The following is a 23,716-nucleotide window of genomic DNA, read 5'->3' as shown; positions in this document are numbered from 1 at the left end:
AATATTGGCAATTCCGATAATATAACGTGGTAAGAACAGGGTAATTTTGGGCAATATTTCTGAAAGAGATTATATCTGACAAAAAATACCTGCACTCTTGGTCATAAAGGAAATGTATATCGACCCATCTCCTATGTTATCATACCGCCACTAAATTTGGCCTTTGTAGCGGAGCCGTAATGAGCCAACATCTTTCACTACCTAAAGATAAAATTCGTTTCTTGTTGTTAGAAGGCGTACACCAGAACGCAATCGACGTGTTAAATGCAGCGGGTTATACCAACATCGATTATCGTAAAACAGCGCTTGAGGGCGATGCGTTAAAAGAAGCGATTAAAGATGCGCATTTCATCGGAATTCGTTCACGTACACAGCTAACTGAAGAAGTTTTTGAAGCTGCGAACAAACTAATTGCGGTAGGTTGTTTCTGTATTGGTACAAACCAAGTGAACTTAACTGCAGCAATGGAACGTGGTATTCCAGTTTTCAATGCCCCTTATTCAAACACCCGTTCGGTTGCAGAATTGGTATTGGCTGAAGCAATTTTATTGCTACGTCGCGTACCTGAAAAATCAACCGATACACATGCAGGTGGCTGGAACAAGTCTGCTGTAGGTTCATTTGAAACACGGGGTAAAACTTTAGGTATCGTGGGTTACGGTTCAATCGGTTCTCAACTTTCAGTATTGGCTGAAAGCTTGGGTATGCACGTCATTTATTATGATGCTGTGACCAAATTACCGTTAGGTAATGCACGTCAAGTTGGCTCTATGGGCGAATTATTGGCAAATGCTGACGTGGTTTCTTTACACGTTCCAGATGTACCCTCTACCCGCAATTTCATGGCAAAAGAACAATTTGCACAAATGAAAGAAGGCGCAATTTTCATTAACGCGGCACGTGGTACTTGTGTGGTGATTGAAGATTTGGCAGATGCCATCAAGTCTGGTCATATTGCAGGTGCTGCAGTTGACGTATTCCCGAAAGAACCAAAAGCCAATGGTGAAGAATTTGTTTCCCCACTACGTAACCTACCAAACGTGATTTTAACACCGCACGTGGGTGGTTCTACCATGGAAGCGCAAGCGAACATTGGTTTAGAAGTGGCAGAGAAATTTGTTGCATATTCAGATAAAGGTATGACTTTGTCTGCAGTGAACTTCCCTGAAATTGCATTGCCATTGACTGAAGGCAAGCACCGTTTATTGCACATTCACCAAAACATTCCAGGTGTATTGTCTAAAATCAACAACTTGTTTGCTGAACACGGCATCAACATCTCTGGTCAATCACTTATGACCAAAGGTGATGTCGGTTATTTAGTGATGGATGTTGATGCGACTGCATCTAAAGAAGCACTAGATACTTTACACGAAGTTGAAGGCACAATTCGCGTACGTGTCTTGTTCTAAGACCACACGCTGATGCTACAAAAAACCACAGTCTTAGCACTGTGGTTTTTTATGCCTGATCTATGAGTAACCTTGAGTTGCCACAGCCCTGTATTTTTAAACTTGCTATAATCTGCCTGACCTTCCCATTTCCACACTGTTGAGTATTTTTCTGCCCCATGCCAAACGCCCAACTCACTGCGGTGTTGTTCATGGTTTTATCCATGATCTCCTATCAAATCAGTGCTTCTTTTGCCAAACAATTGTTTCAGGTGCTTGACCCGCTTACTGTGACGATTTTGCGACTGTGCTTTGCCAGTGTAATTGTGGCAATCATGTTTCGCTCATGGCAAATTCTGTCGCGGCTCGCACATTTAAAATGGCGTGATTTATTGTGCTATAGCGCAGCCTTGGGCTTAATGAATATTCTGTTTTATCTGTCTTTGGGCAAATTGCCACAAGGTATTGCGGTGGGTTTAGAGTTTGTCGGGCCTTTGGGCTTAGCTTTATTGTCCATTCAAAACCGTAAAGATTATGTCTGGGTATTGTTGGCGATTTTAGGCATTATTCTTATGGTGCCTTGGGGACAAGCGCAGGGAGATCATTTTAGTCTGTTTGGTGCAGCATGTGCCTTAGGTGCAGGATTGTGCTGGGCTTTTTATATTTATTTTGGACAAAAAGTGGTGCAACAAAATATTGGCATGCACGCACTGACCATCGCTATCAGTATTTCGGCTTTGGCTTTGATTCCCTTCGGACTGTATAACAATGCCCCCGCACTGTTTGAAACCCAGTATTGGGGTAAGGCGCTTGCCATTGCAGTACTTGCCACGGCCATTCCTTATGCGCTGGATTTACAAGCCTTAAAACAACTCAGCAAAATGAGTTATGGCACACTTTCCAGTTTATCGCCTGCTTTAGCCGCACTGACAGGCTTGGTATTGTTGGGTGAGAAAATTACTTCACTGCAATGGCTCGCCTTATGCTGCATTATGTTAGCTTCGGTCGGTGTTACTTTTAGAGCAGTAAAAAAATCCAAACAGCCGCAGAATGTTTAAATCAGAATAATGCTTAAACCAAACTGTCTTTAGACATCTGTTGGTATTTTTCATACTCTGCCAAATATTGCTTGGCTAGACTTTGTTTTTGCTGTTCAGACAAAATTTTGCCTGCCTGCTGAAAAAAGCCATGTTCTTCTTCTTTTAAATGATGATGCACTTTATCTGACAGTTGCTTTGCAATGGCCAACCAACCTGTGTTGCTCATTTCAGTTTCGGTTAATTGTTCAAGTAATTCATCCATTTGATGATGCTCCGCCAAAGCATGGCGAGTGATATTTAAACCTGCGTCAGTCATCATTAAGGGAATATAAAAATAGCGATCTTCTGCCACTGCATGCGCAAATAATTCATTTTTAAGTTGTTCAAATATCGCTCTACGTTCAGGGCTATCACCTGAAGTTTGCGTCAGTTGGTGGGCTAAATTTCGTTGAATGTCGTGACTTTGGCGTAAAGCTTCAAAAATATTCATGTGCAGACCTCTGTTTTTTACCCATGCGCGGCGAACAGATTGATAAAAATCTACTCGCACATCCACATCGGTTTTGGAGTCAGTTTTGATTTCGTTTTTTAATCCTCTAGCTACTGTATAGAGGATCAATCCGAATTCCTGCAACTATTTGTATAGAAAGCTTTAATTCACTTACCCACTTTATTCAAGTTATGTATCTGAGCAAAATTTAGAGATTTAAAACCCGTTTCGGTACCAAGCGCTTTTTATCTGTAATTTCAGCCAAACCTAAACACTTTTCACCATCAAAGACCAACACTTGCGCTGCTGCAGGATGGTCAATATTACTTTCCATGCCACGACTAAAATATTCAGCGCGTCCTTCAGGGACTTGAATGTGTAGAAAATGCTGCACAGGTGCATACGCAGGCAGCAATAAAGCCTCACGTTCTGCTTCACTTAAACTTTCCAAATATTCAATGCTATAACTCGGAATCAGGTCAAAATGTCCCGTTTTAATCCGATGTAAATAGGTCAAATGTCCGTAAGTGCCCAAGGCTTTGGCAATGTCTTCACCTAAAACACGAATATACGTGCCTTTAGAACAAGTTACATCCAAAGTGATGCTCTGTTCTGTAAAAGACAGCAATTCAATGGCATAAATTGTGACTGGACGCGCTTCACGTTCAATTTCAATGCCTTGTCGCGCTAATTCATATAACGGACGACCTTCTTTTTTTAAGGCAGAATACATGGGCGGAACTTGCATAATATCGCCCTGAAATTGTGCCAATACCTGTTCAATGCGCTCTTGGCTCAATGCAGGTACAGCCTGCTGCAACAGCACTTCACCCTCAACATCTCCTGTGGTGGTGCTGTGTCCCAATTGAATGGTAGTTTGGTAGCGTTTCACCGAATCGAGTAAGTAGTGCGAAAACTTGGTCGCTTCACCCAAACAAATCGGCAGCAAACCCGAAGCCAATGGATCTAATGCTCCTGTATGCCCTGCTTTTTGCGCCCGATATAGCCAACGCACTTTTTGCAATGCTGCATTGGAACTGATGCCCAAAGGTTTATTCAATAAAAATACACCACTAATGGCACGACGCTGGATTTTAGCCGCAGATGATTTCATAGCACACATAGGTCAAAGCAAAACTGCGTCATGGTAACAATCTGCCGCGATAAATGACAACATTTCTAGAACAGCGATTTACTTTTATGGCATATTTGGGGCTTAGGATTAAAAAAATAAAATGGATATACAGGTGCATTGGAATGCAGAAACATAAAATATGGATTGTTTTAGGCGTAGTGATACTGCTCATTTCAACTTTGGTGTATTGGCTGATGCCACAATCAAACTCCCCCGATACATCACCCCAGCAAAGCTCAAATGATGAAACATCTCAAGCTTTGAGCATGCAGCAAGCCATGCAAAATAACCCTGCTGCAAATTTTTTAAGCCCAAGTCAGCAGGACACCGAAGTCAATTGTCAGCTTAAACTGGATGCAAGTAATCGTCTGATTGTGAATGAGCAAACCCGTAACTGTTTTGAATATTTTATTACCCAATATGGCGAAAAAAGCATTGAACAGATTCGTGGTGATTTTAAAAACTATATTCAACAAGGGCATAAAGAGCCTGCCTTATCGCAAATTTTAGATTTATGGCAGCGTTATTTGGACTATCGCAATGCGCTTGGACAACTGCAAGCACCGAATTTAAATCAGGAAGATCCGCAATATTACCGCAGCATTTTTAGCAGCATGCAAAATCTGCGTAAACAATATTTTTCTGATTATGAAATTGAAGGTTTATTTGGTACGGAAGATGCCTATCACGAATATACCCTAAAGCGCATGGCAGTCATGGATGATAAAAAATTATCTGAAGCTGAAAAAGCACAACAATTGCAGGAATTATTTAAACAATTACCTCAAGATTGGCAAGAAAATTTAGAACAGCTGAACACCTTGCAAGATTTACGCAGCTTGACTGCGGCAATTAAAGCACGTGGTGGTTCTGCTGCTGAAATCCGCCAAATGCGTTTAAATCTGGTTGGTCCTGAAGCAACTCAGCGTTTAGAACAATTAGATGGGCAACGCAGTCAGTGGAAATCACGAGTAGAGGATTATTTAAGTACGCGTGATCAAATCATGCAAAGTGGAATGAATGATCAAGCCAAGCAACAAGCCGTGAAACAATTACGCGGACAGCATTTTCAAAATCCACAAGAGCAATTGCGTTTAGAAACCTTTGAACAGGTACATGATCAAGGTGGAAAATTACCTTTTGCTGACTAACATATCTACATAGGAAACTGGGGCATTCAACATGCCCTATTTTTATGTCTGAAAAGCTGTTTTAGTACAAACCCACCACAACGCTTTAATATACAAATGTCTATAAATATTAAATAGATATCAAGATGCATGCAGATTTACAAATCTCTGGGGCAATGCGCAATAACTGTCCCCAAATGATATGTTTTTTCTAAATTACGCATGAAAAAATACCTGAGCGTACAAAAAATAGTCGAGGATGACTCACAATAATGTGCCGTAAGCAACGGCAATTTGTATATCTGAGCTTTCAGGAGGGAAGCGAAGCCACCACTTCACTTGTAATAAAAATAAAGAACACAGGATTGTTTTATGACCATCATCTCTAACATACGGGCAATTACATTGGCTGTCACTGGCTGCTTGCTCGGTTCAATGGGTGTCGCTCAAGCGGCTTCAAGCGTGTTGCCTATTCAGGAGCAGGTCAAATCTGACTATGCCAAAACAAAATATCCATTGCTCATGGTGCACGGCTGGCTAGGCTGGTCACGCATTGGCAATGAAACCTTTAATATGGATTATTGGTATCAAATTTTGCCAGATCTGGCACGTAATGGTGCAACGGTATTTGCTGCACAACTCTCCCCTGCACATCGTACTGAATTTCGAGGTGAACAACTGATTGCCCAAGTCGAAGAAGTCATGGCAATCACTGGAAAATCCAAAGTCAATTTAATTGGTCACTCACATGGTGGCCCAACAGTACGTTATGTAGCTGCGACCAAACCTGAATATGTGGCATCAATTACCGGTGTTGCAGGAACATTCCGTGGCTCCAAAGTTGCCGATGATATTCAAAATAATCGTTTATCTCGTACCGCGTTTAATATTTTAGGCGACTATATGGTGGCGCCTCTCATTACTTGGGCGCAGCAACAGCCAGACATGCCTGTGGATTTTGATGCCTCGATGGCTTCTTTAACTGAAACAGCGTCTGCAGATTTTAACCGTCGTTTTCCAACCACAGCCTTGGCCGCAAATTGCAGCAGCAGCGGTGCCAAAGTAGATCGCGGAATTCATTACTATTCATGGACAGGTGTCGCTCAAGCCACCAATTTACTGGATATCGACACTATTTTAATGCAACTCGGCCCACTGTCTTATGGCAATTTAGACAACGATGGCATGGTCGCACGTTATAGCACCCAGATTACTAAACGATCTACGTATGCTTGAAATTCAAGTGCATGAAGACCTTTTAAACTGACTGATATTTCAACAACCATTCATCATTCGGAACTTGCAATAATGCAAATCTCCTGAATAATGACAATTGACAGTAAAAATTGTCATGCTAGGAAAGCACAATAAAATAGAGGATATTATAATATGAAATATGGATTATTCCTTGCAGGCTTAATTGCGGCCAGTACCATCAGTACCTCGCACGCATCCAATGCAGAACAGGTCAAATCTAACTTCGTGATCTCCAGTTATGCCAAAACCAAATACCCTATTGTGTTTACTCATGGTATGGCAGGTTTTATCAATATTGGCGGAGATCAGTTAGGTGTCGACTATTGGTACCAAATTTTACCCAATTTAGCACGTAACGGTGCCAACGCTTGGGCCACCCGCGTATCTCCTTTTAACTCATCGGAAGTTCGTGGTGAACAACTGGCACAACAAGTCGATGAAATTCTTGCAATTACAGGTGCAAGCAAAGTCAACCTAATTGGTCACTCACATGGTGGGCCAACCATTCGTTATGTTGCAGGCGTGATGCCGTCTAAAGTCGCATCGCTGACTGCTGTCGGTTCACCAAATAAAGGCTCGCCTGTGGCTGATTTTATTTTAAAAGTACAAGGCACACCACTCGAAAAACCATTAATGGATATGGTCAATTTAGTTTCCAAAACCATCACTTGGGCACAAGGTTTAGACCCAAACAGCTATCCACATGATTCGTTGGCGAGTGCAAAAAGCTTAACTTTAGCTGGCTCAGCACAATTTAACAGCAAATTCCCAATGGGTATGCCAACGACGAGTTGTGGTGAGGGCGCTTATCAAGAAAAAGGCATCCAGTTCTATTCATTTACGGGTAATACGGCTGTTACCAATATACTTGATCCAGACTCAGCCATGCTAGCGACCAGTTTATTGATTGATAATGGCCGTGATAATGATGGTTTGGTATCACGTTGCAGTGCCAAATTTGGTAAAACCATTCGTGATAACTACTATTGGAACCACTTGGACGAAGTCAATCAACTCTTGGGCATGAAAGATATTTTTGCACCAGATCCTGTTGATGTGTATCGTCAACATGCCAATCGCTTAAAACTACAAGGTTTATAAACTCAAATAGCAGACATAAAAAATGCGCCTAAACGGCGCATTTTTTAGCTGTAAAGCAAAGTTAAAATTAACCTTGTTTACGTGCTGGTAATTTCTCACGAATACGTGCAGCTTTACCAGACAATTCGCGTAGGTAGTAAAGTTTAGCACGACGAACGTCACCACGACGTTTCACTTCAATTTTAGCAACGATTGGAGAGTGAGTTTGGAAAACACGCTCAACACCAATACCGCTAGAAATTTTACGTACTGTGAACGCAGAGTTCAAACCACGGTTTTTCTTCGCAATGACAACACCTTCAAATGCTTGAAGACGCTCACGATCACCTTCTTTTACTTTTACTTGAACGATAACTGTATCGCCTGGTGCAAAAGCTGGAATGTCTTGCTTAAGCTGTGCATTTTCAACAGCTTGTACTAAAGGATGCTTACCACTCATGGGGTATCTCCAATATGTGTGGGTCAGAAGAGGTCTGAGATCCACTGGGGCTAGAGGCTAAAGCGCATAGACCCGATTGACTTTCCCTTTATGCTTGACCGCTTCAAGACATAAAGAGCCTATTTAAGACTACAAACCAACTGCCTGTAGCCATGGTGCTTAGATAAACCAATTATTTGGTCTACCCTTGCGAATCTTTTAGCCATTTTTTTTGCTGCTTGCTCAACTCAACTTTTTCAATCAACTCAGGTCGACGCTCTAAAGTCCGTTGATAACGCTGCAAAAACCGCCATTTTTCAATATTTGCATGATGACCTGATTTCAATACCTCAGGCACATCCAAACCTTCAAAATGGTCAGGCTTTGTGTATTGTGGGTAGTCTAACAGACCATCCACAAAAGAGTCTTGTACATGGGATTGTTCATCAGACATGGCACCCGGAAGTCTCCGGATAATACTGTCCAATAACACCATCGCAGGCAGTTCACCGCCCGATAACACGTAATCTCCAATCGACCATTCCTGATCAACATAGTTTTGGATTAAACGTTCATCGACCCCTTCATAACGACCACACAATACAATTAATCCATCATATTCAACGAATTGTTGTACTGCAGTTTCGTTTAAGGTTTTACCTTGTGGCGACATATACACCACAGGTACATGAACTGCTCCTGCTTGCTGTGCAAGCTGTTTGGCATGCTGGATTGCTTGCGCCAAAGGCTCTGCCATCATCACCATACCTGGACCACCACCAAATGGACGTTCATCCACTCGTTTGTAGTTGCCCTGCGCATAATCACGAGGATTGATACAATGAATTTGCATCAGATCACGTTGTGCTGCGCGCCCGCTAATACCGAAACGTGTAATCGCTTCAAACATTTCAGGAAAAAGCGTAATGACTGCAAAAAACACCGCAGACTCCTCTATTTTCCTGCTCTGTGAATCCTGAAAGGATTAATAATCTACGCTCCAATTCACGTAGATGCGACCCGCTTCGAGATCAACGCGTTGTACCACATCTTTATGCCATGGAATCATACGCTCTTCACCATCGACACTATCGGCAGTTGCGCGAACTACCATCACGTCATTGGCACCTGTTTCAAACAATTCATGGATTTGACCGAGGTTTACTTCTTGTTCGTCATCGTCCAAGCCTAACACCATTAGACCTTTTAAATCTGACCAGTAATACTCGTCCACGCCTGGTTGAGGCAGTTGCGCTTTTGAAATCCAGATATTTGCGCCAACCAAATTGTCTGCTGCGGTACGATCACTCACACCTTTTAAGCTGACCACCAGGCCTTTGCCATGTGGTTTCCAACGTTTTACATCGACAGTTTGCCAACCTGCTTTGGTTTCAATGTACCAAGGCAGGTAGTCAAATATGTTGCTCATAGGTTCTGTATTGGAATAGACCCAGAGCCACCCATTTAATCCATAAGCTGAACGTAGCTGTCCAATCTGAATACGATCTTCGGGCACATTCTGTGTTGGTGTCATGGGCTACCTACGACTTAATTAATCTAATTATGCAGCAGCTGCAGCTTTCTTCGCTTGAGCAGCTAAAGAAGCAACACGTTCAGAAGGTTGAGCACCTTGTGCAACCCAGTGAGCAAAACGGTCAGCATCTAAGCGAAGTTTTTCTGCTTTACCTTGAGCTGTTGGGTTAAAGAAACCGATACGTTCGATGAAACGACCGTCACGCGCATTGCGGCTGTCAGTTACAACGATTTGATAGAATGGACGCTTTTTAGCACCACCACGAGTAAGACGAATAACTACCATGATACAACCTTATAGTTTTTACGGATTATCCCTGCATCGACCATCGATACATTTCAAACCCCTTTCATAGAGGGCAGTATTTTACGTGAATTTTGCCCTGAATGAAAGATCAAAAGTTGGTTATCCACAATTTTGAATTTACTTATCTGTCCAACTCAAACACGTACCTGTAGCATCGTCTTTACCTTTATACCAACATTGCGTACCATTATGAGTTAGAGTTAATGCACCATCATTTTTTTGAATACCTGTGGTTATAGGAGTAGCTGTTAATGTCCATGATGAATCAGGAGCATTTGTTATAGTTAAATTATAATAAGCCGATCCAGTTCTAGGTGAAACTGTTTTGCCATACACCTCAGGATTAGTAAGTGGATTAGCTGCATAACCCAGAGTTGTATTATTTTTTCCATAATCTCCATTTGCTAATTTATAAGATTGTAGTTTTTGTGCTATTTCCATCATCGTACTTTGAGTTTCCATACGATTTTTTTGTTTTACATAACTTTGATAAGATGGATAAGCCACAGAAGCCAGAATAGCTAAAACTGCCACAACAATCATAACTTCAACAAGTGTAAAGCCCTTAATCTTACTCATTATTATTTCCATTCCTTGGTATTTGCACCACAATTCGTACTAGTAATATCCAACGAATCTTTAGTCATACACTTTATTCCTCTAGAATCCAATAAAAGATATTCAGAATTTCTAAGCGCACTACCTCTAGTTTGATTGGGAATAGCAATCATTTTCCAGCCCTGCCCAATTGTAGAGTCTTCTAAGGCCTTAGTTGAATCGTTAATATCAACAATCTTGATTTGATAGTTGTAGTTACTTGCAGAATCATATGGAATATTGACCTCTCCTTTTGTTGAGGTCTGATGCTCCGGAATATAACCAGCATAACTTAATTGCTTTCCTTTGTAATTTTCTAAACGCTCAGCAATTTTAAGCATTTCTGACTGTGCCTTTGATTTATTCGCTCTCGCGATGTAAATTTCATAGCTTGGAATAGCGATTGCTGCAAAAACTGCAACAATCACTACTACAATCATCAACTCAATTAAAGTAAAACCTGTATTTTTAATTTGAGGTTTGATCATCGTTATCTTCCTCACCATTCAAACCAACGTACAGGTTTAATTTTTCTATATTGACTATAGGTATAAGTCTTTTGCTCAGTAGGCACTGTATTGTTATTATTACAATTACCCACACACATCTCCTTAGTTTCAGGATTAGGATTTACTAATATTTGTTTTCGGGGATCATTAGAAGTAGGACCAAAATTTGGGCCTACAATTCCTAGATAATCTTTTTTCAAATAAGCAGCACACTCTCCATAAGGCATACATATACGATAAATCGTTGAAAGACCTCTTACCCCACCAGTACAACTATTTGCTACTCCCCCAGTAGCAGTAGCTTTTGGATCATACAAGGAAACATATAGATCGTTCCCTTTAAGATCTGATTCCTCATATGCTCTTGCATAATTACCAGAGTCGATAGATCTCAATTCAAATGCCCACCCCTTTAACATTTTATTTTTGATACTTGCAATATTAGCTGAACTAATCTGTGTGGTATCAGTTTTCCCAAGTACACCTGATTTGGCTAGATCATCATATTTAATAATTGCAGAAGGGGTATAATTAGTCGCTAAAGTATTGCTAACTACATCTCGGTCGATAATACCGTAAACCTTATTTTTTGCTTTCTCTTCTTCAAGTGGGAAACTTCGATTACCTGATCCCGCTGTCAACAATACAAATCGCTCTTGCCCTTCATCAAATACAGCCACAGACAAACGCTCATAGAAACGAGGAACAAATAGTGTGGAACCGCTTCCTGTCTGTAGGTTTGCAATAGTCTGAACACGAACTGCTAAATTGCTATCTACTTTTGTAGAGATTTGGTTTGCATTATTTAAATCGACTCTGAATATTTGCCCACCTAAATCTGCAAAATAGATAACATCAGTTAAACCATCTGCATCATAGTCCAATACAGTAGGTTGACCCACAACACTATAACGAATATCAGAATTCTGTGTAAATTTATGACTTTGAGTAATGTCTGAAGTATCTGCACTTGTCATCCAGAGTAAAGAACCATTGCTTGCATCTACAATATATAATGCGTTCCCTCTCGTAGAGGTGGTAGGTTCAACATAACTACTTGCAGGTTTCTCATAGATAGACTGATCATATCCTCCACCAAAAATTAATACTCTTTTCTTCTCCCCTTTAACCCGTACATTGGCAATTGTAGGTTTAGACCAGATTTGTGCCATACGCGAAAAACCTGGTGTAGCTGGAGTATTATGAAATAATAAAGATGGTGCAGAAGGTGTACTTATATTCAGCCCATAGAGAGCCTCTCCACCCATTCGTAATCCACCATAAATATTCATTTTATCTGCTTCATATTTCGCAGTAGTTACTGCCCCACTAGTTACAGTAGTAACCTTAAAGGTATTATCAGCTGTCCAAGGAGCATCTACGCCATATTTAATACCATTTGCAGATATTGCATTTTCACTAGCTAATGTTTCAGGCTGATTTACTAATATTTCTTTGGGTATAAAGACGGATTGTTCCTTACCACTGATAGCATCAACAATATGTAAACCACCTTCAATTGAACCATAAATTACATATTCATCCCTACTAGTTACTTTATTATTTAAAATATTGATATCTGATGACTTAGTGACAACTAATGGTTTTGAATGTACAACCCCTCCTAAGAAGCGATAAGGATCTGTAGGATGTGCTATAGCGGTCAAGGTTGCTTTATTTAAATTTGCTGGTTCAGCTTGATAGCCTAGATACTTAAGTAGGGCTTTACGAACATTTGCAGGGAAATCGCTTGCGGTTCCTATCTTGTCATTATTAGGAATATCTTCAGCAAGGTTATCTTTAGTAACTTTCTTGACATTCCCATTTGATAGCACATAGACATTACGGCTGCTATTTATATTACTGATAGTATCATTAGCTATCAAGCGTGAAGATGGAACAGGTATTTTATTCCATGCTCCACCTATATTTATTGGACTATTATCACCTGTAGTAGTTGACCATAAGTCTTTTGCTAAAGGATTAATTTCTTGAGAAGAAGTGTAAAGTGTATTTCCACCAGTCTCACTGTCACTTAATGTTCCATTATAAACATAGTACTTTTTCAGATTTCCTAACCAGGTGGCTCGTGTAGAGTCTTGTAATGGCTGCAACATCGGGAAGAAACCAGTATTCATGGCCTTCGTTTGATCAAGAGGGTCTTTAGGTATACTTATGACTCCAAGGTTAGATGGTTTAAACTCCACCTCCAACCCGCTTAGGAATTGCGTCATGCTACTAATGATATCTTCTGAATTTGATGCCTGATAAAAACCGCCAGTCCCATAATCAGAAGTTCCCCATAAACAGGAGTTTTGAATATCTTTGGAAAGTCCTGGCGCATTGCAATTATAAGTCCCATCTGCATTTTTCGGAATACCAGCAAAAGAACTCCCGAAGCCGATCACAGCAGTTTGAATTTGCACTCCTTGCGGATTACTTTTATTCATGAGTGCTTTTGAGTACTCACCAATACATTCCCAAGCTGAATTATTTCGATCCGATGACCCAGTTGATGAAAGACTGGAACTACAATTGTTTGCCATACTTATAGCATTAGTACCATCACTCTTTTTGAGTGTTAGATTCATCAAGTTTCTGATAGCTTTGGGTTCTGTACCATTTGGATAACCATCAGTAAGGAAATAAATCCCATTGCCACTACAAGTTGAATTAGCGACAGCAGGGCTTATATAGTTTGAATCATTTCCAATATCTGTAAGAGTAGAATAAGTGGTATGCGCTGTCGTATTAGAATAATTTCCTGAGCCTGAAATATATTTACCCATAAAAGAATAGCCGCTATAGGCAGAATTTTCTCCATTAGCAATGGGATGTTTATCAGTAGTTATTTCAGCATACACAGGATTGTCTAAAACTCCTGTATATCGTGTAATCACCAGATTATTCTGTAATAATAAAGAATCATTTTGATATGAAGTACACTTCCAATTAGATAAGCCCAAGCATAAGGCATCGATGGCTACACTAGCAGTATCATTCTCCACATCACACTTTTTGTAGGCATATCCATTTTCACTTATTGAAATATCGCTTTTCCATTTTTTACATTCTCGCCACCCCAATAAAGATTGCCAATATTTTTCGTTATAAATGGGGATAGTTTCTGTAGTAACACCACTTGTTTTAGTACCCATCATATAAGCGCCAGCTTCTGCATAGGCAGCAGCCGTTGGCGTACCCCCATTTGCTTTTAAACCGGCAACAAAATTTTTTAAATCTGTAACATGAGTAGGATCACTCATCGGTTTTGCCGGTATAGAAACAATACCTTTTTGCCCTTTACCTTCATCTGAATAATAACCTGCCCCCAATTTAATTCCAGATAATGCTCGACTATTTAGCAAAGTAAACATGGCATCTTTAAGACGTGTTAAACGATCATAACATTTATAGCCTGTTCCATTGACAGAACAATCATTTCGCACACGCTGCTTATAAGTATTATCCAAACCATCATAAATACTTTTAGTAACGGAGCAATAATATCTTTTATATGAGGGAGTTGTTGTAGAATCTTCACTTAATACTGCTTTACTACCATTATTTCCCTTATCATTTACAATACAAACTTTATAGTCATCCTGTAGACTCATACTCGAGCCACCATATCCAGCACCCCACCCCATACTTCCTGAGGTATCTAGCATCATAAAAATACTGGTCTGACCAGAACTATTTCCTTGATAAATACTTAAATCGCTGGAATAACTCCCATTCATACAGCTAAAAAGTAGAACAGGAGATAAGGCCATTATTTGATATTTAGTTTTCATGACTACCCCTTATTTAAATGTTTGATTTCGATTCATTTAATCGAACAATATACTCAGCCACTTGTGTATTTAATGGAACACCCAATTTATTTAAACATTCATGTAAAGTCTCTATCTTTACTTGCCCTAAGGTAGTATCTGCACGATTTTTTAATAATGAGTCATCCATTAATCTATTTCTTAGACATACATTCATGTCGGCAATACTCGCTGATGTCATAGCAGGAGCAAACGAGGTAACTGTGACTCTTACTCGTTTAGTATTAGTATTAGTAGAATCTTTTGGATCCCCGCCTTTATTGACATATTCAAAGCGATTAACTTCAATAGCAGGATCATCCGGACTTACAACAGCAACTTGGGTTACAATTGCCTTGCGGCTTATAGAGAACATAGAAGTTGGATCGCAAAATGCATTAATATTTCCTGATTCTGCAGTCGATTTAGCTTCAATAGAATTTTTTGCTTTTCTTTCTATAATCCTAAAATCACTTAGATTAAAAAATAAATTATTTTTTACCTTACTTTTATTTACTTCTACTTCAGTTGGCTTAAAACACAATTGTAATTCTTTACCTTCATTACCATCGAGTAAAACATGCCCCACTGGAGTTCCAGCTAAATTTTCTGATTCATTTGTATTAAAGTTTTTTTCTAGATGATCTAATGCAACATCAGAAGTTTGCATTAATAAAGTTTGAACCTGTGCATTAGTTGCGATTTTTAAACTAAAAATACTGTTACGTATTGCGTATAAACCAATAATAGTAATTAATACTAATAATATTAATACCGTAATAAGTGTTGCACCTGTCTGGTAATTAGAACGATTTATCATTGAATAACATCTCCTAATCCACCATTACGCAAAGCAACTGTAGTGGTATATACATGTCGCATATAACCATCACTTGGCGCAGTTATCGTTTTATCCAAAACAATAAAACTGTTTTTATTTGACATTGCCACTTTTTCAGATGATCTAACCAGCCAGCCTAAATTTATCCCTATAACAGCTGGCCGATGTTTAACACTAGCCGTGATAGCGATATTGTTATATTCATCTATTCCAAGAGTACGAGTTGAGCCGTTATTATTCCTGACAATTAGCTGTACTCGCATGTACTCAACATTTTTAGCAATCATTTCACCCGGATTTGTCGCATAGCTTCCGGTAAGCGTATTTACCGCTGAAATTGTGGTTGACTCATACGTTTGAGGAACAATCTCCCCCGTCGCAATAAACATTGCATCGGAGCAATTCAAATTTGCTTCATCCTTACCAGAAACTTTATTTATATAATATCTTTCAATTACATACCAACCTTTAGAATGAGTGGTAGCTGTCTTAATAGGTCCCTTCACTTTTTGACCAGTGCATGTAAACATATTCTGGGGAGCTTGATAAATTATTACCAACTGATCACTTTTTAAATAGCTATCAAATGCACTATCGTTATTTAAATTAGATGAAACTAAGTTACTTCCACTTAATAAAGATGTTCCTATTTTTAATCCCTTTAAATTTCCATCTGCCAAAGGAGTAGCTGATCCACTAGTTTGATTACTTAGAACAATTCCTCCATAAAGTGACTCATCATTCATTGCACCTGCATTACCGTGATTCGCCAATCTAATATTCTTAGTCACATAGTTGACAGCAAAAACTCCACTATCTTGTAATGAAGATGCTGAAGTCTGAATGCGATAATTCACTTGTCCACTAATCAATAGTTGAATAGCCACCGCCACCAGAATCAATCCGAGAGTGATAGCAATCATGAGTTCTATAAGGGTAAAACCTGATTGATGAGTAATTTTCATTAATATGCCTCCAACACCAAGCAGTTTGAGTCACTCACATATTTACCATCTGTTTTTAAACATGCATTCTCAGGTGTTTCAGCTTCCGAACTTGCTTTAGCATCCGTAATTGCCTCAGTGTCATTCCATGCAGCAATTAAGCACAATCTTTTTTGGCTTTCTGATGTATTCAAACAATCGATCACCCCCAAAGTAATATCTTTAGTCAAGGCTGCATCACCATATTGTTTTAAATCATATAAAGCTTGATCGTCTGCATCACATCCATTGCTACAATCAGGCAAATCCTCTGGTATTGCTTCCTTATAATCTCCATTCGGATTTAATCTAATTTTTTCTGCCAACCCATTTAAAATAATCAGAGCATCCGATCTTTTCATTGATTCTTCAGTCGCAGTAGTTGCTCTAACTTGTAAGGCCGCATAACCCAGAATTGCAATTGCCAGAATTAGCATCGCTACTAACACTTCCATCAGTCCCACACCTTTCTGATAATGACTATTTATCATTAGCATGCAGCTCCTTGAGAAATATCTACAGTTCCAGGAATGCTAACTGATAAAATATAAGACCCGACTGAAGAACATAAAGTAATAGTTTTAGTACCATTTAAATTTCCTCTAGATGAAAAAACAAAGCTGTCATCCGAGGTATTATTTAAAGTAATTTTCTTTTCCACATTTACAATAAAAACACTAGTGTTTTTGAGAGAGTTTGTCATGCTAGAGTAATTAGTTAAATGTGCTCCACATACGCTTTCAGTTACTGCACTAGCAGACTTATTGATCGATGTGCAGAGGACTGTTTCATTTCGATTTAATATAGCTCGGCTTCTAGCTTCCTTTAAAGTATCTCTTATATTGTAAGCTGTAGTTTTGAGATTTTGTTTTATCAATAAATTCTCAAACGAAGGAGCCGCCATCATCGCGATAATCGCCAACACCGCAATGGTCACCATCAACTCAATTAAGGTGAACCCATTTTCTTTTTTTCGCATACTCCCCCCCAAGACACAGACTTTGCCCTATTAAAAATAATAACCAACAACTTTACAAAATCCTCACACTTCAGGACAAAAGGCATAAAAAAGCAGATAACCGTCATTGAATGGTTATCTGCCTATTTTTAATCAACTTTTTTAAGCGTTATATGCTTCGCAGTTTAAGCCTGTGTTACAGGAATACGTAACTCTTTGGGCAAACTAAAGGTAATATTTTCTTCACGTCCAGCTAGCTCTTCAGGTGCTGTTGCGCCCCAATCCTGTAAGCGTTGAATCACCTGTTTAATTAAAATTTCAGGTGCAGATGCACCCGCAGTCACTCCAATTTTTGTATTCGGTTGAAACCATGCTTGCTCCAACTCGTCTGCATTATCCACCAAATAGGCACGTTTCCCCATACGTTCAGCCAACTCGCGTAAACGGTTAGAGTTAGATGAATTTGGCGAACCCACCACCAACACCACATCACACTGGTTGGCTAAGTCACGCACTGCATCCTGACGGTTTTGAGTGGCATAACAAATATCGTCTTTACGTGGCCCTTGAATGTTCGGATATTTTTGGCGCAAGGCATCAATCACTTTGGCAGTATCATCAATCGACAAAGTAGTTTGTGTCACAAAAGCCACTTTATCTGGATGCTGAACCGCAAGTGCAGCAACATCATCCTCATCTTCTACCAAATATATTTCGCCACCATTTTTCTTGTCGTACTGCCCCATCGTACCTTCAACTTCGGGGTGCCCCTCATGACCAATCAGAATCGCTTCTACACCTTCACGCGCATATTTAGTCACTTCAATATGTACTTTAGTCACCAGCGGACAAGTGGCATCAAACACTTTTAAACCACGACGCTCTGCTTCTTGTTGTACTGCCTTAGATACACCGTGCGCACTAAAAATCACAATATTGTCATCGGGCACTTCATCTAGCTCATCGACAAAAATTGCACCGCGCTGACGCAAGTCATCTACCACAAATTTATTGTGTACCACTTCGTGACGCACATAAATAGGTGGGTTAAAACACTCAAGGGCACGATTTACAATCGCAATTGCTCGGTCTACACCTGCACAAAAACCACGTGGATTCGCCAATACAATTTCCATAGAACCCTCTATGTTGAAGTTAAATAGGTGGGATGTTTAAAAATTTATGCCAACAAAAGCCATCTTGGCTATTTTGTTTAAGGGGCGTCTACTCTAAAATAGAGAAGATATTTTATCATATCAGGAAAAATATCATGTCGGGTCTATTGTTTGTCGTTTCTGCCGCTTCAGGAACAGGCAAAACATCCCTCGTTAAAGCCCTGCTTGAGCGTGTGAATAATTTACACGTTTCAGTTTCTCACACAACACGCGGTCAACGTCCCGGCGAACTCGATGGTGTGCATTATCACTTCACACAAAAACAAGATTTTATCGACTTGGTAAAACAAGGCGGTTTTATTGAGTATGCTGAAGTGTTTGGCAATTATTACGGCACCGCGCAAGCAACGGTTAAAGAGCAGTTAGCCAAAGGTCACGATGTGTTGCTTGAAATTGACTGGCAAGGTGCTCAACAAGTACGCAATCTTTTTCCTGAATCGAAGCAAATTTTTATTCTTCCACCAAGTCAATTTGATTTACGTGAGCGCTTATCTAACCGTGGCACCGATGCAGTCGATGTGATTGAGCATCGTTTGGGCTGCGCAGTAGAAGACATGCAGCAATATGTCAATTTTGACTATCTGATTATTAATGATGACTTTAATAAAGCCCTGCACGATTTAGAAGCAGTGATTATTGCCAATCGTTTGGTGACTGCGCAGCAGGCGCGTCGTCATCAAGCCTTGATTCAAAAGTTAATTAGCCCACCCAGCGCGTGATTAAAACTTGAGTCTATAGGCAAAGCACCTTATACTGCACAGTCTGTTTAAATTTACTATTCGAACGAGAATTCTTATGGCACGCGTTACCGTTGAAGATTGTTTAGACCATGTAGACAACCGCTTTGAGCTTGTACTAGTGGCAAGCAAGCGCGCGCGTCAATTGGCACGTCAAGGCATTGAGCCAACTGTAGAGTGGGACAATGACAAGCCAACTGTAGTGGCATTACGTGAAATTGCTGTGGGTCATGTGTCTAAAGACATTTTGAAACAACGTGATCAAGACTATCAAACTTCAAGTCTTGACCTCGCACTTTCAGCAAATAACTTGAATTTAGATGGTTTTTCTTTCCAATAAGAACCACTTTCTGAAAAAGCCTAGTATTTTACTAGGCTTTTTTGTTGTCTGAACTTTAATCTTGCACTAAAAACCGTTATAACATAAGGAGTAAGACCCTCTTTATTAGTGCCAAATTTATCACTATTTTGGCATGAAAAAAATTGACAAGTCATGCAATATGCTTTTCATTATAAGGTCTAACTGTAGATTCGTTATCACTTGTATTTTAAAGGGTGTTATATGCCAGGCACGATGGTCAGCCAAGCCAAACAACAGCTTCAAGCCATGATCGAACCTTACCTTAGCGTAAGTGAAGTCGAACAGGTGCTTACGGCTTGCGATTATGCTGAACATGCGCATGATGGCGTTACCCGTAAAAGTGGTGAACCGTATGTGTTACACCCGATTGCGGTGAGTTGTATTTTGGCACACATGCGTTTGGATGCCGACACGCTCATTGCTGCGCTATTGCACGATGTCATAGAAGATACCGACTACAGCAAAGATGACATCACAGAAAAATTCGGACGTACCGTTGCCGAACTGGTCGATGGTGTAACCAAACTTAGCCATTCGAGCGACAAGGAATACAACAAAGCCGCTTCGTTCCGTAAAATTCTGCAAGCAACCTTACAGGATCCACGTGTCATTATTGTGAAACTGGCAGACCGTTATCACAACATGACCACATTAGATGCGCTGCGACCAGACAAACGCGCACGCATCGCCCAAGAAACTTTTGATGTATTTGTACCTATGGCACGTATCGTGGGTATGAATGAAATGGCGGATAATCTTGAACATCTGTGTTATCAAAACCTAGATTTAGATATGTATAACGATGTGCAAGCCGCCCTTTTGCAAACCAAGCCAAAACGCTGCGAATACCAGTCTAAATGGGAACAAAACCTTGCCGACCTGCTGCAAGACAATCAAATTACAGGCCGTATTAAAAAGAAAAATAACAATATTGAATTACTGCGCCACTTTGTTAAAAACGATATTGATCTACAAGAACTGACCCACAGCCACGCCTTTGAAATTATTTTACAAAGCATTGCTGACTGTGACCGTTTGGCCGATATTTTACGTGACAGCTTTCAGGTCTTGCATTATGAAGATCATATCCGTCGCCCACTGCCAGGCGGTAACCAATCGCTCATGATGCGTCTAAAAGGTGAACAAACCACCTTATCACTTACCATTCAAACTGAATTGATGCGTAAAGCCGCACGTTTTGGTGTAGTCTTGGGTGAAAACGCACCGCAAGCCTGCCGTTCTGCCATTCAAGCCTCTATGCAAAGCTTGAACGTGTTGATTGATGGTGAATGCGCTAAAACTACATTTAGCGATTTACTGGATTATCTACACCAAGAGAAAATTCATGTTTATACCCCGCACGGACATTTACATGAATTGCCGCAAGGCGCCACCGCAGTTGATTTTGCCTATGCAGCCAGTTTGTTCTTAGGTAACCATGCCGTCGGTACAAAAATTAATGGTGAAAGCAAACCACTTTCCACACCACTCACCAGCGGGCAAGTGGTTGAAATCATTACTGATGTTTTAGCCACACCAAACCCAGACTGGCTGAGTTTTATTAATACCCAAAAAGCCCGTCGTGCCTTACAAAATATTCTGCGTGATCAGGATATTGAAGAACAGCGTTTGGTGGGTCAGCAAGCGCTTAACCGTGCGCTGAAATTATTTAATCACTCGATTCAAGACTTGACCGAAGCAGATTGGTTAAATGTGTTGCAATGGCGGCACATTGACTCTAAAGACCGTTTATTTGAGCAAATTGCAGTCGGTGATTTATTGCCACAGTTGGTGGCAAATCACATTTACGCACTCGATCACGACAGCAGCGAACATTCTGACCGTCTGATTCAGGGCACAGAAGGCATAGACGTGAAATATGCGCACTGTTGCAACCCTGTACTGGGCGATCCGATTCAGGGCAACTTGTCACGCCGTGGCTTGATTGTGCATCGTGCGCGTTGCAACAACTTACTGCATGAGCAGCATCAACATCCTGAAAATATCATGCCGCTACAATGGACTTCGGAAGATGTAGATGACGTGAGTTTTACGGCTTACCTCAGCATTGATATGGATATGAATGACGAACAAATTTCCGATTTGATCTATCAATGTCGTAAGGCCAAAACGGGAGTAGAAATGGTACGCAGCCACGATGGCAAAACCTATGTGAATATTGTGGTGAATAACCGTAAGCAAATTGCCAAAATTATTCGTGATTTGCGTATGCACTTCGGTTTCCCACGAATTAGCCGTTTAGCGCGCCCCATCAGCATCGCAGAAGAAGCCAAAGCTTGTTAATTTAATGTGGCTGCATAGTTTGACTGTGCCGCACATTCACCGATTTTGCATTATAGACTCATCAGGCTATTGAAATGCAGTCGGATGGTCTATGATGTTCGTACATTATTTTAGGAGAAATCAATGTCTCGCCAAGTCATCCATACTGAAAATGCACCTGCAGCAATTGGTACTTACTCTCAAGCCATTTTAGTGGGCAATACTGTTTATTTATCAGGTCAAATTGGTTTAGACCCATACAGCATGGAATTGGTAGAAGGCATTGAAGCGCAAATTCGCCGCGTGTTTGATAACTTAAAAGCCGTTTGTGAAGCTGCGGGCGGTTCTTTGGCCGATATTGCCAAGCTGAATATTTTCCTAACGGATTTATCACACTTTCAATTAGTCAATCAAATTATGGGCGAATACTTTGCACAACCATACCCTGCGCGTGCAGCCTTAGGTGTGGCTAGCTTGCCTAAAGGTGCTTTAGTTGAAATGGATGGCGTGGTGATTATCAATTCATAAGTCATTATTATTCATATACTTAAAAACCAATAAACGATGCCACCTATTAGGTGGCATTTTTTTATTCAAAAACTCAATTACAATAAATGACTTTTCAAATGATTTTTATTGACAAACGATAATAATTATCAATAATAACTCTTATCTTATTTCAATTATTGTGGTTGCATTCATGTACGTTTGCTTATGCCGTGGTATTACAGATCAAGACATTAAAGAAGCCGTTGCCAATGGTGCAGAGAGCTATCGTGAAATTCGCGATATGTTTGACTTGGGCACGTGTTGTGGTCGCTGTGCACCTGAAACTCGCGCTATCATTAGCGATGAAATTGCACAAATTGCATCTCGTCTTGCCGTAGCTGCCTAAAGCTGACGTTTTATTGCTCTCCCCCCATTTAATATTATAATTTATACTCAGTGTTTCCTCTCCCGCTTTCGACTACAGCGGGTTTTTCTTGGCTTACATTTCTTCACACCACCTAGCTAATTGTTTTTGATTGCGATTTTCATTCGCCGTTCGATAAATCACTCGCCATTTTGCCCAGTCTTGTTTAAGATACAAATATAGATTGCCTTAAGCGGTTTAAGGCAGAAATTGTTGATGGAGTGCTGCAATGAAAGGCAATCGTGATGTGATTAATCAACTCAACCAAGTTTTGTATCATCACCTGACTGCAATTAACCAATATTTTTTACATTCACGTATGTTTAATGATTGGGGCATTGAACAACTCGGCTCGGCTGAATATAAAGAGTCGATTCGTCAAATGAAGCATGCCGATAAAATTATTGAACGTATTTTATTTTTAGAAGGGCTGCCAAATTTACAACATTTAGGCAAATTGTATATCGGTCAGCATACGGCTGAAGTGCTGAATTGCGATGTACGCAAAGTCAAAGAGAATATTGAAGCGATTCAAAAAGCCGTCGTTTTGGCAGAACAACAACTGGACTATGTAACTCGTGATTTGGTTCAGGAAATTCTAGAGAAAGAAGAAGAGTACCTCGACTGGGCAACGACACAGCTTGATTTGGTTGAAACGGTAGGCATTGAAAACTATATTCAAAGCCAACTCTAAGATTCATCTCGTTTCAATCGCACAAAAGACTGGTTTTTCCAGTCTTTT

At 40.2% G+C, this 23,716-nt stretch carries 26 protein-coding genes; 11 read left to right on the top strand and 15 right to left on the bottom strand.

Going from position 1 to position 23,716, the window contains the following annotated elements:
- Window positions 1-179: 179 nt before the first annotated feature.
- Complete coding sequence (gene serA / locus ACEO2X_RS00845) at window positions 180-1,412, top strand: phosphoglycerate dehydrogenase (RefSeq protein WP_004974541.1); 1,233 nt, start codon at window positions 180-182, stop codon at window positions 1,410-1,412.
- 49 nt (window positions 1,413-1,461) lie between these two features.
- Here serA and ACEO2X_RS00840 read toward each other — a convergent pair whose 3' ends face one another.
- Entirely contained in the window at window positions 1,462-1,617 is a 156-nt protein-coding gene (locus tag ACEO2X_RS00840; RefSeq protein ID WP_162164694.1) for a hypothetical protein, read from the bottom strand.
- Here ACEO2X_RS00840 and ACEO2X_RS00835 point away from each other — a divergent pair.
- Window positions 1,571-2,449: a DMT family transporter gene (locus ACEO2X_RS00835; protein ID WP_004974539.1), complete on the top strand. Its 879-nt coding sequence runs from the start codon at window positions 1,571-1,573 to the stop codon at window positions 2,447-2,449. The two genes, ACEO2X_RS00840 and ACEO2X_RS00835, sit on opposite strands and share 47 nt — an antisense overlap.
- A gap of 13 nt (window positions 2,450-2,462) precedes the next feature.
- Here the strand turns inward: ACEO2X_RS00835 and ACEO2X_RS00830 are convergent, their stop codons facing one another.
- Together ACEO2X_RS00830 and truB are read right to left on the bottom strand one after the other, a co-directional pair.
- Complete coding sequence (locus ACEO2X_RS00830; RefSeq protein ID WP_178319395.1) at window positions 2,463-2,921, bottom strand: hemerythrin domain-containing protein; 459 nt, start codon at window positions 2,919-2,921, stop codon at window positions 2,463-2,465.
- Window positions 2,922-3,129: 208 nt separating this feature from the next.
- Window positions 3,130-4,035: a tRNA pseudouridine(55) synthase TruB gene (truB, locus tag ACEO2X_RS00825; protein ID WP_131260614.1), complete on the bottom strand. Its 906-nt coding sequence runs from the start codon at window positions 4,033-4,035 to the stop codon at window positions 3,130-3,132.
- A 143-nt stretch (window positions 4,036-4,178) separates the two neighbouring features.
- Between truB and ACEO2X_RS00820 the strand changes: the two genes are divergently transcribed.
- The 3 genes from ACEO2X_RS00820 (at window position 4,179) to ACEO2X_RS00810 (ending at window position 7,544) form a co-directional block, all read left to right on the top strand.
- Window positions 4,179-5,207, top strand: a complete 1,029-nt coding sequence (locus ACEO2X_RS00820; protein WP_371970949.1) for a lipase secretion chaperone — start codon at window positions 4,179-4,181, stop codon at window positions 5,205-5,207.
- A 414-nt stretch (window positions 5,208-5,621) separates the two neighbouring features.
- On the top strand, window positions 5,622-6,422 hold the full coding sequence (locus ACEO2X_RS00815) for an esterase/lipase family protein (protein ID WP_371970953.1): 801 nt from the start codon (window positions 5,622-5,624) through the stop codon (window positions 6,420-6,422).
- 153 nt (window positions 6,423-6,575) lie between these two features.
- Entirely contained in the window at window positions 6,576-7,544 is a 969-nt protein-coding gene (locus ACEO2X_RS00810; RefSeq protein ID WP_371970948.1) for a lipase family alpha/beta hydrolase, read from the top strand.
- 67 nt (window positions 7,545-7,611) lie between these two features.
- On the opposite strand, the gene rplS is transcribed toward ACEO2X_RS00810, so the two are convergent.
- From rplS to ispH, 12 genes are all read right to left on the bottom strand, one after another.
- Window positions 7,612-7,983: a 50S ribosomal protein L19 gene (gene rplS / locus ACEO2X_RS00805; RefSeq protein WP_004809937.1), complete on the bottom strand. Its 372-nt coding sequence runs from the start codon at window positions 7,981-7,983 to the stop codon at window positions 7,612-7,614.
- Window positions 7,984-8,164: 181 nt separating this feature from the next.
- Entirely contained in the window at window positions 8,165-8,905 is a 741-nt protein-coding gene (gene trmD, locus ACEO2X_RS00800; RefSeq protein ID WP_371970947.1) for a tRNA (guanosine(37)-N1)-methyltransferase TrmD, read from the bottom strand.
- A gap of 42 nt (window positions 8,906-8,947) precedes the next feature.
- Window positions 8,948-9,496 carry a ribosome maturation factor RimM gene (gene rimM, locus ACEO2X_RS00795; RefSeq protein WP_371970946.1) on the bottom strand — a complete coding sequence of 183 codons (549 nt, stop codon included), beginning with the start codon at window positions 9,494-9,496 and terminating at the stop codon, window positions 8,948-8,950.
- Window positions 9,497-9,523: 27 nt separating this feature from the next.
- A complete protein-coding gene (gene rpsP, locus ACEO2X_RS00790; RefSeq protein WP_004974526.1) occupies window positions 9,524-9,781 on the bottom strand; it encodes a 30S ribosomal protein S16 in 258 nt (85 codons plus the stop codon).
- A 138-nt stretch (window positions 9,782-9,919) separates the two neighbouring features.
- Complete coding sequence (locus ACEO2X_RS00785; RefSeq protein WP_004809942.1) at window positions 9,920-10,381, bottom strand: type IV pilin protein; 462 nt, start codon at window positions 10,379-10,381, stop codon at window positions 9,920-9,922.
- 2 nt (window positions 10,382-10,383) lie between these two features.
- Window positions 10,384-10,887 (bottom strand): type IV pilin protein, encoded by a 504-nt coding sequence (locus ACEO2X_RS00780; protein ID WP_004809943.1) that lies wholly within the window; start codon window positions 10,885-10,887, stop codon window positions 10,384-10,386.
- Between the two features lie 11 nt (window positions 10,888-10,898).
- A complete protein-coding gene (locus tag ACEO2X_RS00775) occupies window positions 10,899-14,705 on the bottom strand; it encodes a pilus assembly protein (RefSeq protein WP_371970945.1) in 3,807 nt (1,268 codons plus the stop codon).
- 13 nt (window positions 14,706-14,718) lie between these two features.
- Window positions 14,719-15,543, bottom strand: coding sequence for a hypothetical protein (locus tag ACEO2X_RS00770; RefSeq protein ID WP_004809945.1), 825 nt, complete (start codon window positions 15,541-15,543; stop codon window positions 14,719-14,721).
- Window positions 15,540-16,529 (bottom strand): PilW family protein, encoded by a 990-nt coding sequence (locus tag ACEO2X_RS00765; RefSeq protein ID WP_371970944.1) that lies wholly within the window; start codon window positions 16,527-16,529, stop codon window positions 15,540-15,542. The genes ACEO2X_RS00770 and ACEO2X_RS00765 overlap by 4 nt, the downstream gene beginning before the upstream one ends.
- Window positions 16,529-17,038 carry a type IV pilus modification protein PilV gene (gene pilV, locus ACEO2X_RS00760; RefSeq protein WP_086044408.1) on the bottom strand — a complete coding sequence of 170 codons (510 nt, stop codon included), beginning with the start codon at window positions 17,036-17,038 and terminating at the stop codon, window positions 16,529-16,531. Before pilV ends, ACEO2X_RS00765 begins: the two co-directional genes overlap by 1 nt.
- Window positions 17,038-17,526 (bottom strand): Tfp pilus assembly protein FimT/FimU, encoded by a 489-nt coding sequence (locus tag ACEO2X_RS00755; RefSeq protein ID WP_371970943.1) that lies wholly within the window; start codon window positions 17,524-17,526, stop codon window positions 17,038-17,040. Before ACEO2X_RS00755 ends, pilV begins: the two co-directional genes overlap by 1 nt.
- Window positions 17,527-17,690: 164 nt before the next feature.
- A complete protein-coding gene (ispH, locus tag ACEO2X_RS00750) occupies window positions 17,691-18,641 on the bottom strand; it encodes a 4-hydroxy-3-methylbut-2-enyl diphosphate reductase (RefSeq protein WP_371970942.1) in 951 nt (316 codons plus the stop codon).
- A 134-nt stretch (window positions 18,642-18,775) separates the two neighbouring features.
- Here ispH and gmk point away from each other — a divergent pair, with 134 nt between their 5' ends.
- The 6 genes from gmk to bfr all read left to right on the top strand — a co-directional run bounded on the left by gmk (window position 18,776) and on the right by bfr (window position 23,668).
- A complete protein-coding gene (gmk, locus tag ACEO2X_RS00745; RefSeq protein ID WP_291338719.1) occupies window positions 18,776-19,399 on the top strand; it encodes a guanylate kinase in 624 nt (207 codons plus the stop codon).
- Window positions 19,400-19,475: 76 nt separating this feature from the next.
- Window positions 19,476-19,757 (top strand): DNA-directed RNA polymerase subunit omega, encoded by a 282-nt coding sequence (gene rpoZ, locus ACEO2X_RS00740; RefSeq protein WP_004896248.1) that lies wholly within the window; start codon window positions 19,476-19,478, stop codon window positions 19,755-19,757.
- 222 nt (window positions 19,758-19,979) lie between these two features.
- Window positions 19,980-22,082 carry a bifunctional (p)ppGpp synthetase/guanosine-3',5'-bis(diphosphate) 3'-pyrophosphohydrolase gene (locus ACEO2X_RS00735; protein WP_371970941.1) on the top strand — a complete coding sequence of 701 codons (2,103 nt, stop codon included), beginning with the start codon at window positions 19,980-19,982 and terminating at the stop codon, window positions 22,080-22,082.
- A 123-nt stretch (window positions 22,083-22,205) separates the two neighbouring features.
- Window positions 22,206-22,589 (top strand): RidA family protein, encoded by a 384-nt coding sequence (locus ACEO2X_RS00730; protein WP_004809961.1) that lies wholly within the window; start codon window positions 22,206-22,208, stop codon window positions 22,587-22,589.
- 172 nt (window positions 22,590-22,761) lie between these two features.
- The gene (locus tag ACEO2X_RS00725) at window positions 22,762-22,956 is read left to right on the top strand and encodes a bacterioferritin-associated ferredoxin (protein WP_004809963.1); all 195 of its coding nucleotides are present in this window, start codon (window positions 22,762-22,764) and stop codon (window positions 22,954-22,956) included.
- A gap of 247 nt (window positions 22,957-23,203) precedes the next feature.
- Window positions 23,204-23,668, top strand: coding sequence for a bacterioferritin (bfr, locus tag ACEO2X_RS00720; RefSeq protein WP_096901270.1), 465 nt, complete (start codon window positions 23,204-23,206; stop codon window positions 23,666-23,668).
- Window positions 23,669-23,716: the final 48 nt, after the last annotated feature.

It is taken from the genome of Acinetobacter sp. AL9, from assembly GCF_041464035.1.
GTDB classification, from domain to species: domain Bacteria; phylum Pseudomonadota; class Gammaproteobacteria; order Pseudomonadales; family Moraxellaceae; genus Acinetobacter; species Acinetobacter towneri.
The sequence above is the reverse complement of the archived record's forward strand: the minus strand, read 5'-3'. Positions and strand labels throughout refer to the sequence as shown.

Coding starts and splice junctions, on each gene's coding strand:
- serA (WP_004974541.1), top strand. CDS start 180: ATGAGCCAACATCTTTCACTACCTAAAGATAAAATTCGTTTCTTGTTG.
- ACEO2X_RS00835 (WP_004974539.1), top strand. CDS start 1,571: ATGCCAAACGCCCAACTCACTGCGGTGTTGTTCATGGTTTTATCCATG.
- ACEO2X_RS00840 (WP_162164694.1), bottom strand. CDS start 1,617: ATGGATAAAACCATGAACAACACCGCAGTGAGTTGGGCGTTTGGCATG.
- ACEO2X_RS00830 (WP_178319395.1), bottom strand. CDS start 2,921: ATGAATATTTTTGAAGCTTTACGCCAAAGTCACGACATTCAACGAAAT.
- truB (WP_131260614.1), bottom strand. CDS start 4,035: ATGAAATCATCTGCGGCTAAAATCCAGCGTCGTGCCATTAGTGGTGTA.
- ACEO2X_RS00820 (WP_371970949.1), top strand. CDS start 4,179: ATGCAGAAACATAAAATATGGATTGTTTTAGGCGTAGTGATACTGCTC.
- ACEO2X_RS00815 (WP_371970953.1), top strand. CDS start 5,622: ATGGGTGTCGCTCAAGCGGCTTCAAGCGTGTTGCCTATTCAGGAGCAG.
- ACEO2X_RS00810 (WP_371970948.1), top strand. CDS start 6,576: ATGAAATATGGATTATTCCTTGCAGGCTTAATTGCGGCCAGTACCATC.
- rplS (WP_004809937.1), bottom strand. CDS start 7,983: ATGAGTGGTAAGCATCCTTTAGTACAAGCTGTTGAAAATGCACAGCTT.
- rimM (WP_371970946.1), bottom strand. CDS start 9,496: ATGACACCAACACAGAATGTGCCCGAAGATCGTATTCAGATTGGACAG.
- rpsP (WP_004974526.1), bottom strand. CDS start 9,781: ATGGTAGTTATTCGTCTTACTCGTGGTGGTGCTAAAAAGCGTCCATTC.
- ACEO2X_RS00785 (WP_004809942.1), bottom strand. CDS start 10,381: ATGAGTAAGATTAAGGGCTTTACACTTGTTGAAGTTATGATTGTTGTG.
- ACEO2X_RS00780 (WP_004809943.1), bottom strand. CDS start 10,887: ATGATCAAACCTCAAATTAAAAATACAGGTTTTACTTTAATTGAGTTG.
- ACEO2X_RS00775 (WP_371970945.1), bottom strand. CDS start 14,705: ATGAAAACTAAATATCAAATAATGGCCTTATCTCCTGTTCTACTTTTT.
- ACEO2X_RS00770 (WP_004809945.1), bottom strand. CDS start 15,543: ATGATAAATCGTTCTAATTACCAGACAGGTGCAACACTTATTACGGTA.
- ACEO2X_RS00765 (WP_371970944.1), bottom strand. CDS start 16,529: ATGAAAATTACTCATCAATCAGGTTTTACCCTTATAGAACTCATGATT.
- pilV (WP_086044408.1), bottom strand. CDS start 17,038: ATGATAAATAGTCATTATCAGAAAGGTGTGGGACTGATGGAAGTGTTA.
- ACEO2X_RS00755 (WP_371970943.1), bottom strand. CDS start 17,526: ATGCGAAAAAAAGAAAATGGGTTCACCTTAATTGAGTTGATGGTGACC.
- ispH (WP_371970942.1), bottom strand. CDS start 18,641: ATGGAAATTGTATTGGCGAATCCACGTGGTTTTTGTGCAGGTGTAGAC.
- gmk (WP_291338719.1), top strand. CDS start 18,776: ATGTCGGGTCTATTGTTTGTCGTTTCTGCCGCTTCAGGAACAGGCAAA.
- rpoZ (WP_004896248.1), top strand. CDS start 19,476: ATGGCACGCGTTACCGTTGAAGATTGTTTAGACCATGTAGACAACCGC.
- ACEO2X_RS00735 (WP_371970941.1), top strand. CDS start 19,980: ATGCCAGGCACGATGGTCAGCCAAGCCAAACAACAGCTTCAAGCCATG.
- ACEO2X_RS00730 (WP_004809961.1), top strand. CDS start 22,206: ATGTCTCGCCAAGTCATCCATACTGAAAATGCACCTGCAGCAATTGGT.
- ACEO2X_RS00725 (WP_004809963.1), top strand. CDS start 22,762: ATGTACGTTTGCTTATGCCGTGGTATTACAGATCAAGACATTAAAGAA.
- bfr (WP_096901270.1), top strand. CDS start 23,204: ATGAAAGGCAATCGTGATGTGATTAATCAACTCAACCAAGTTTTGTAT.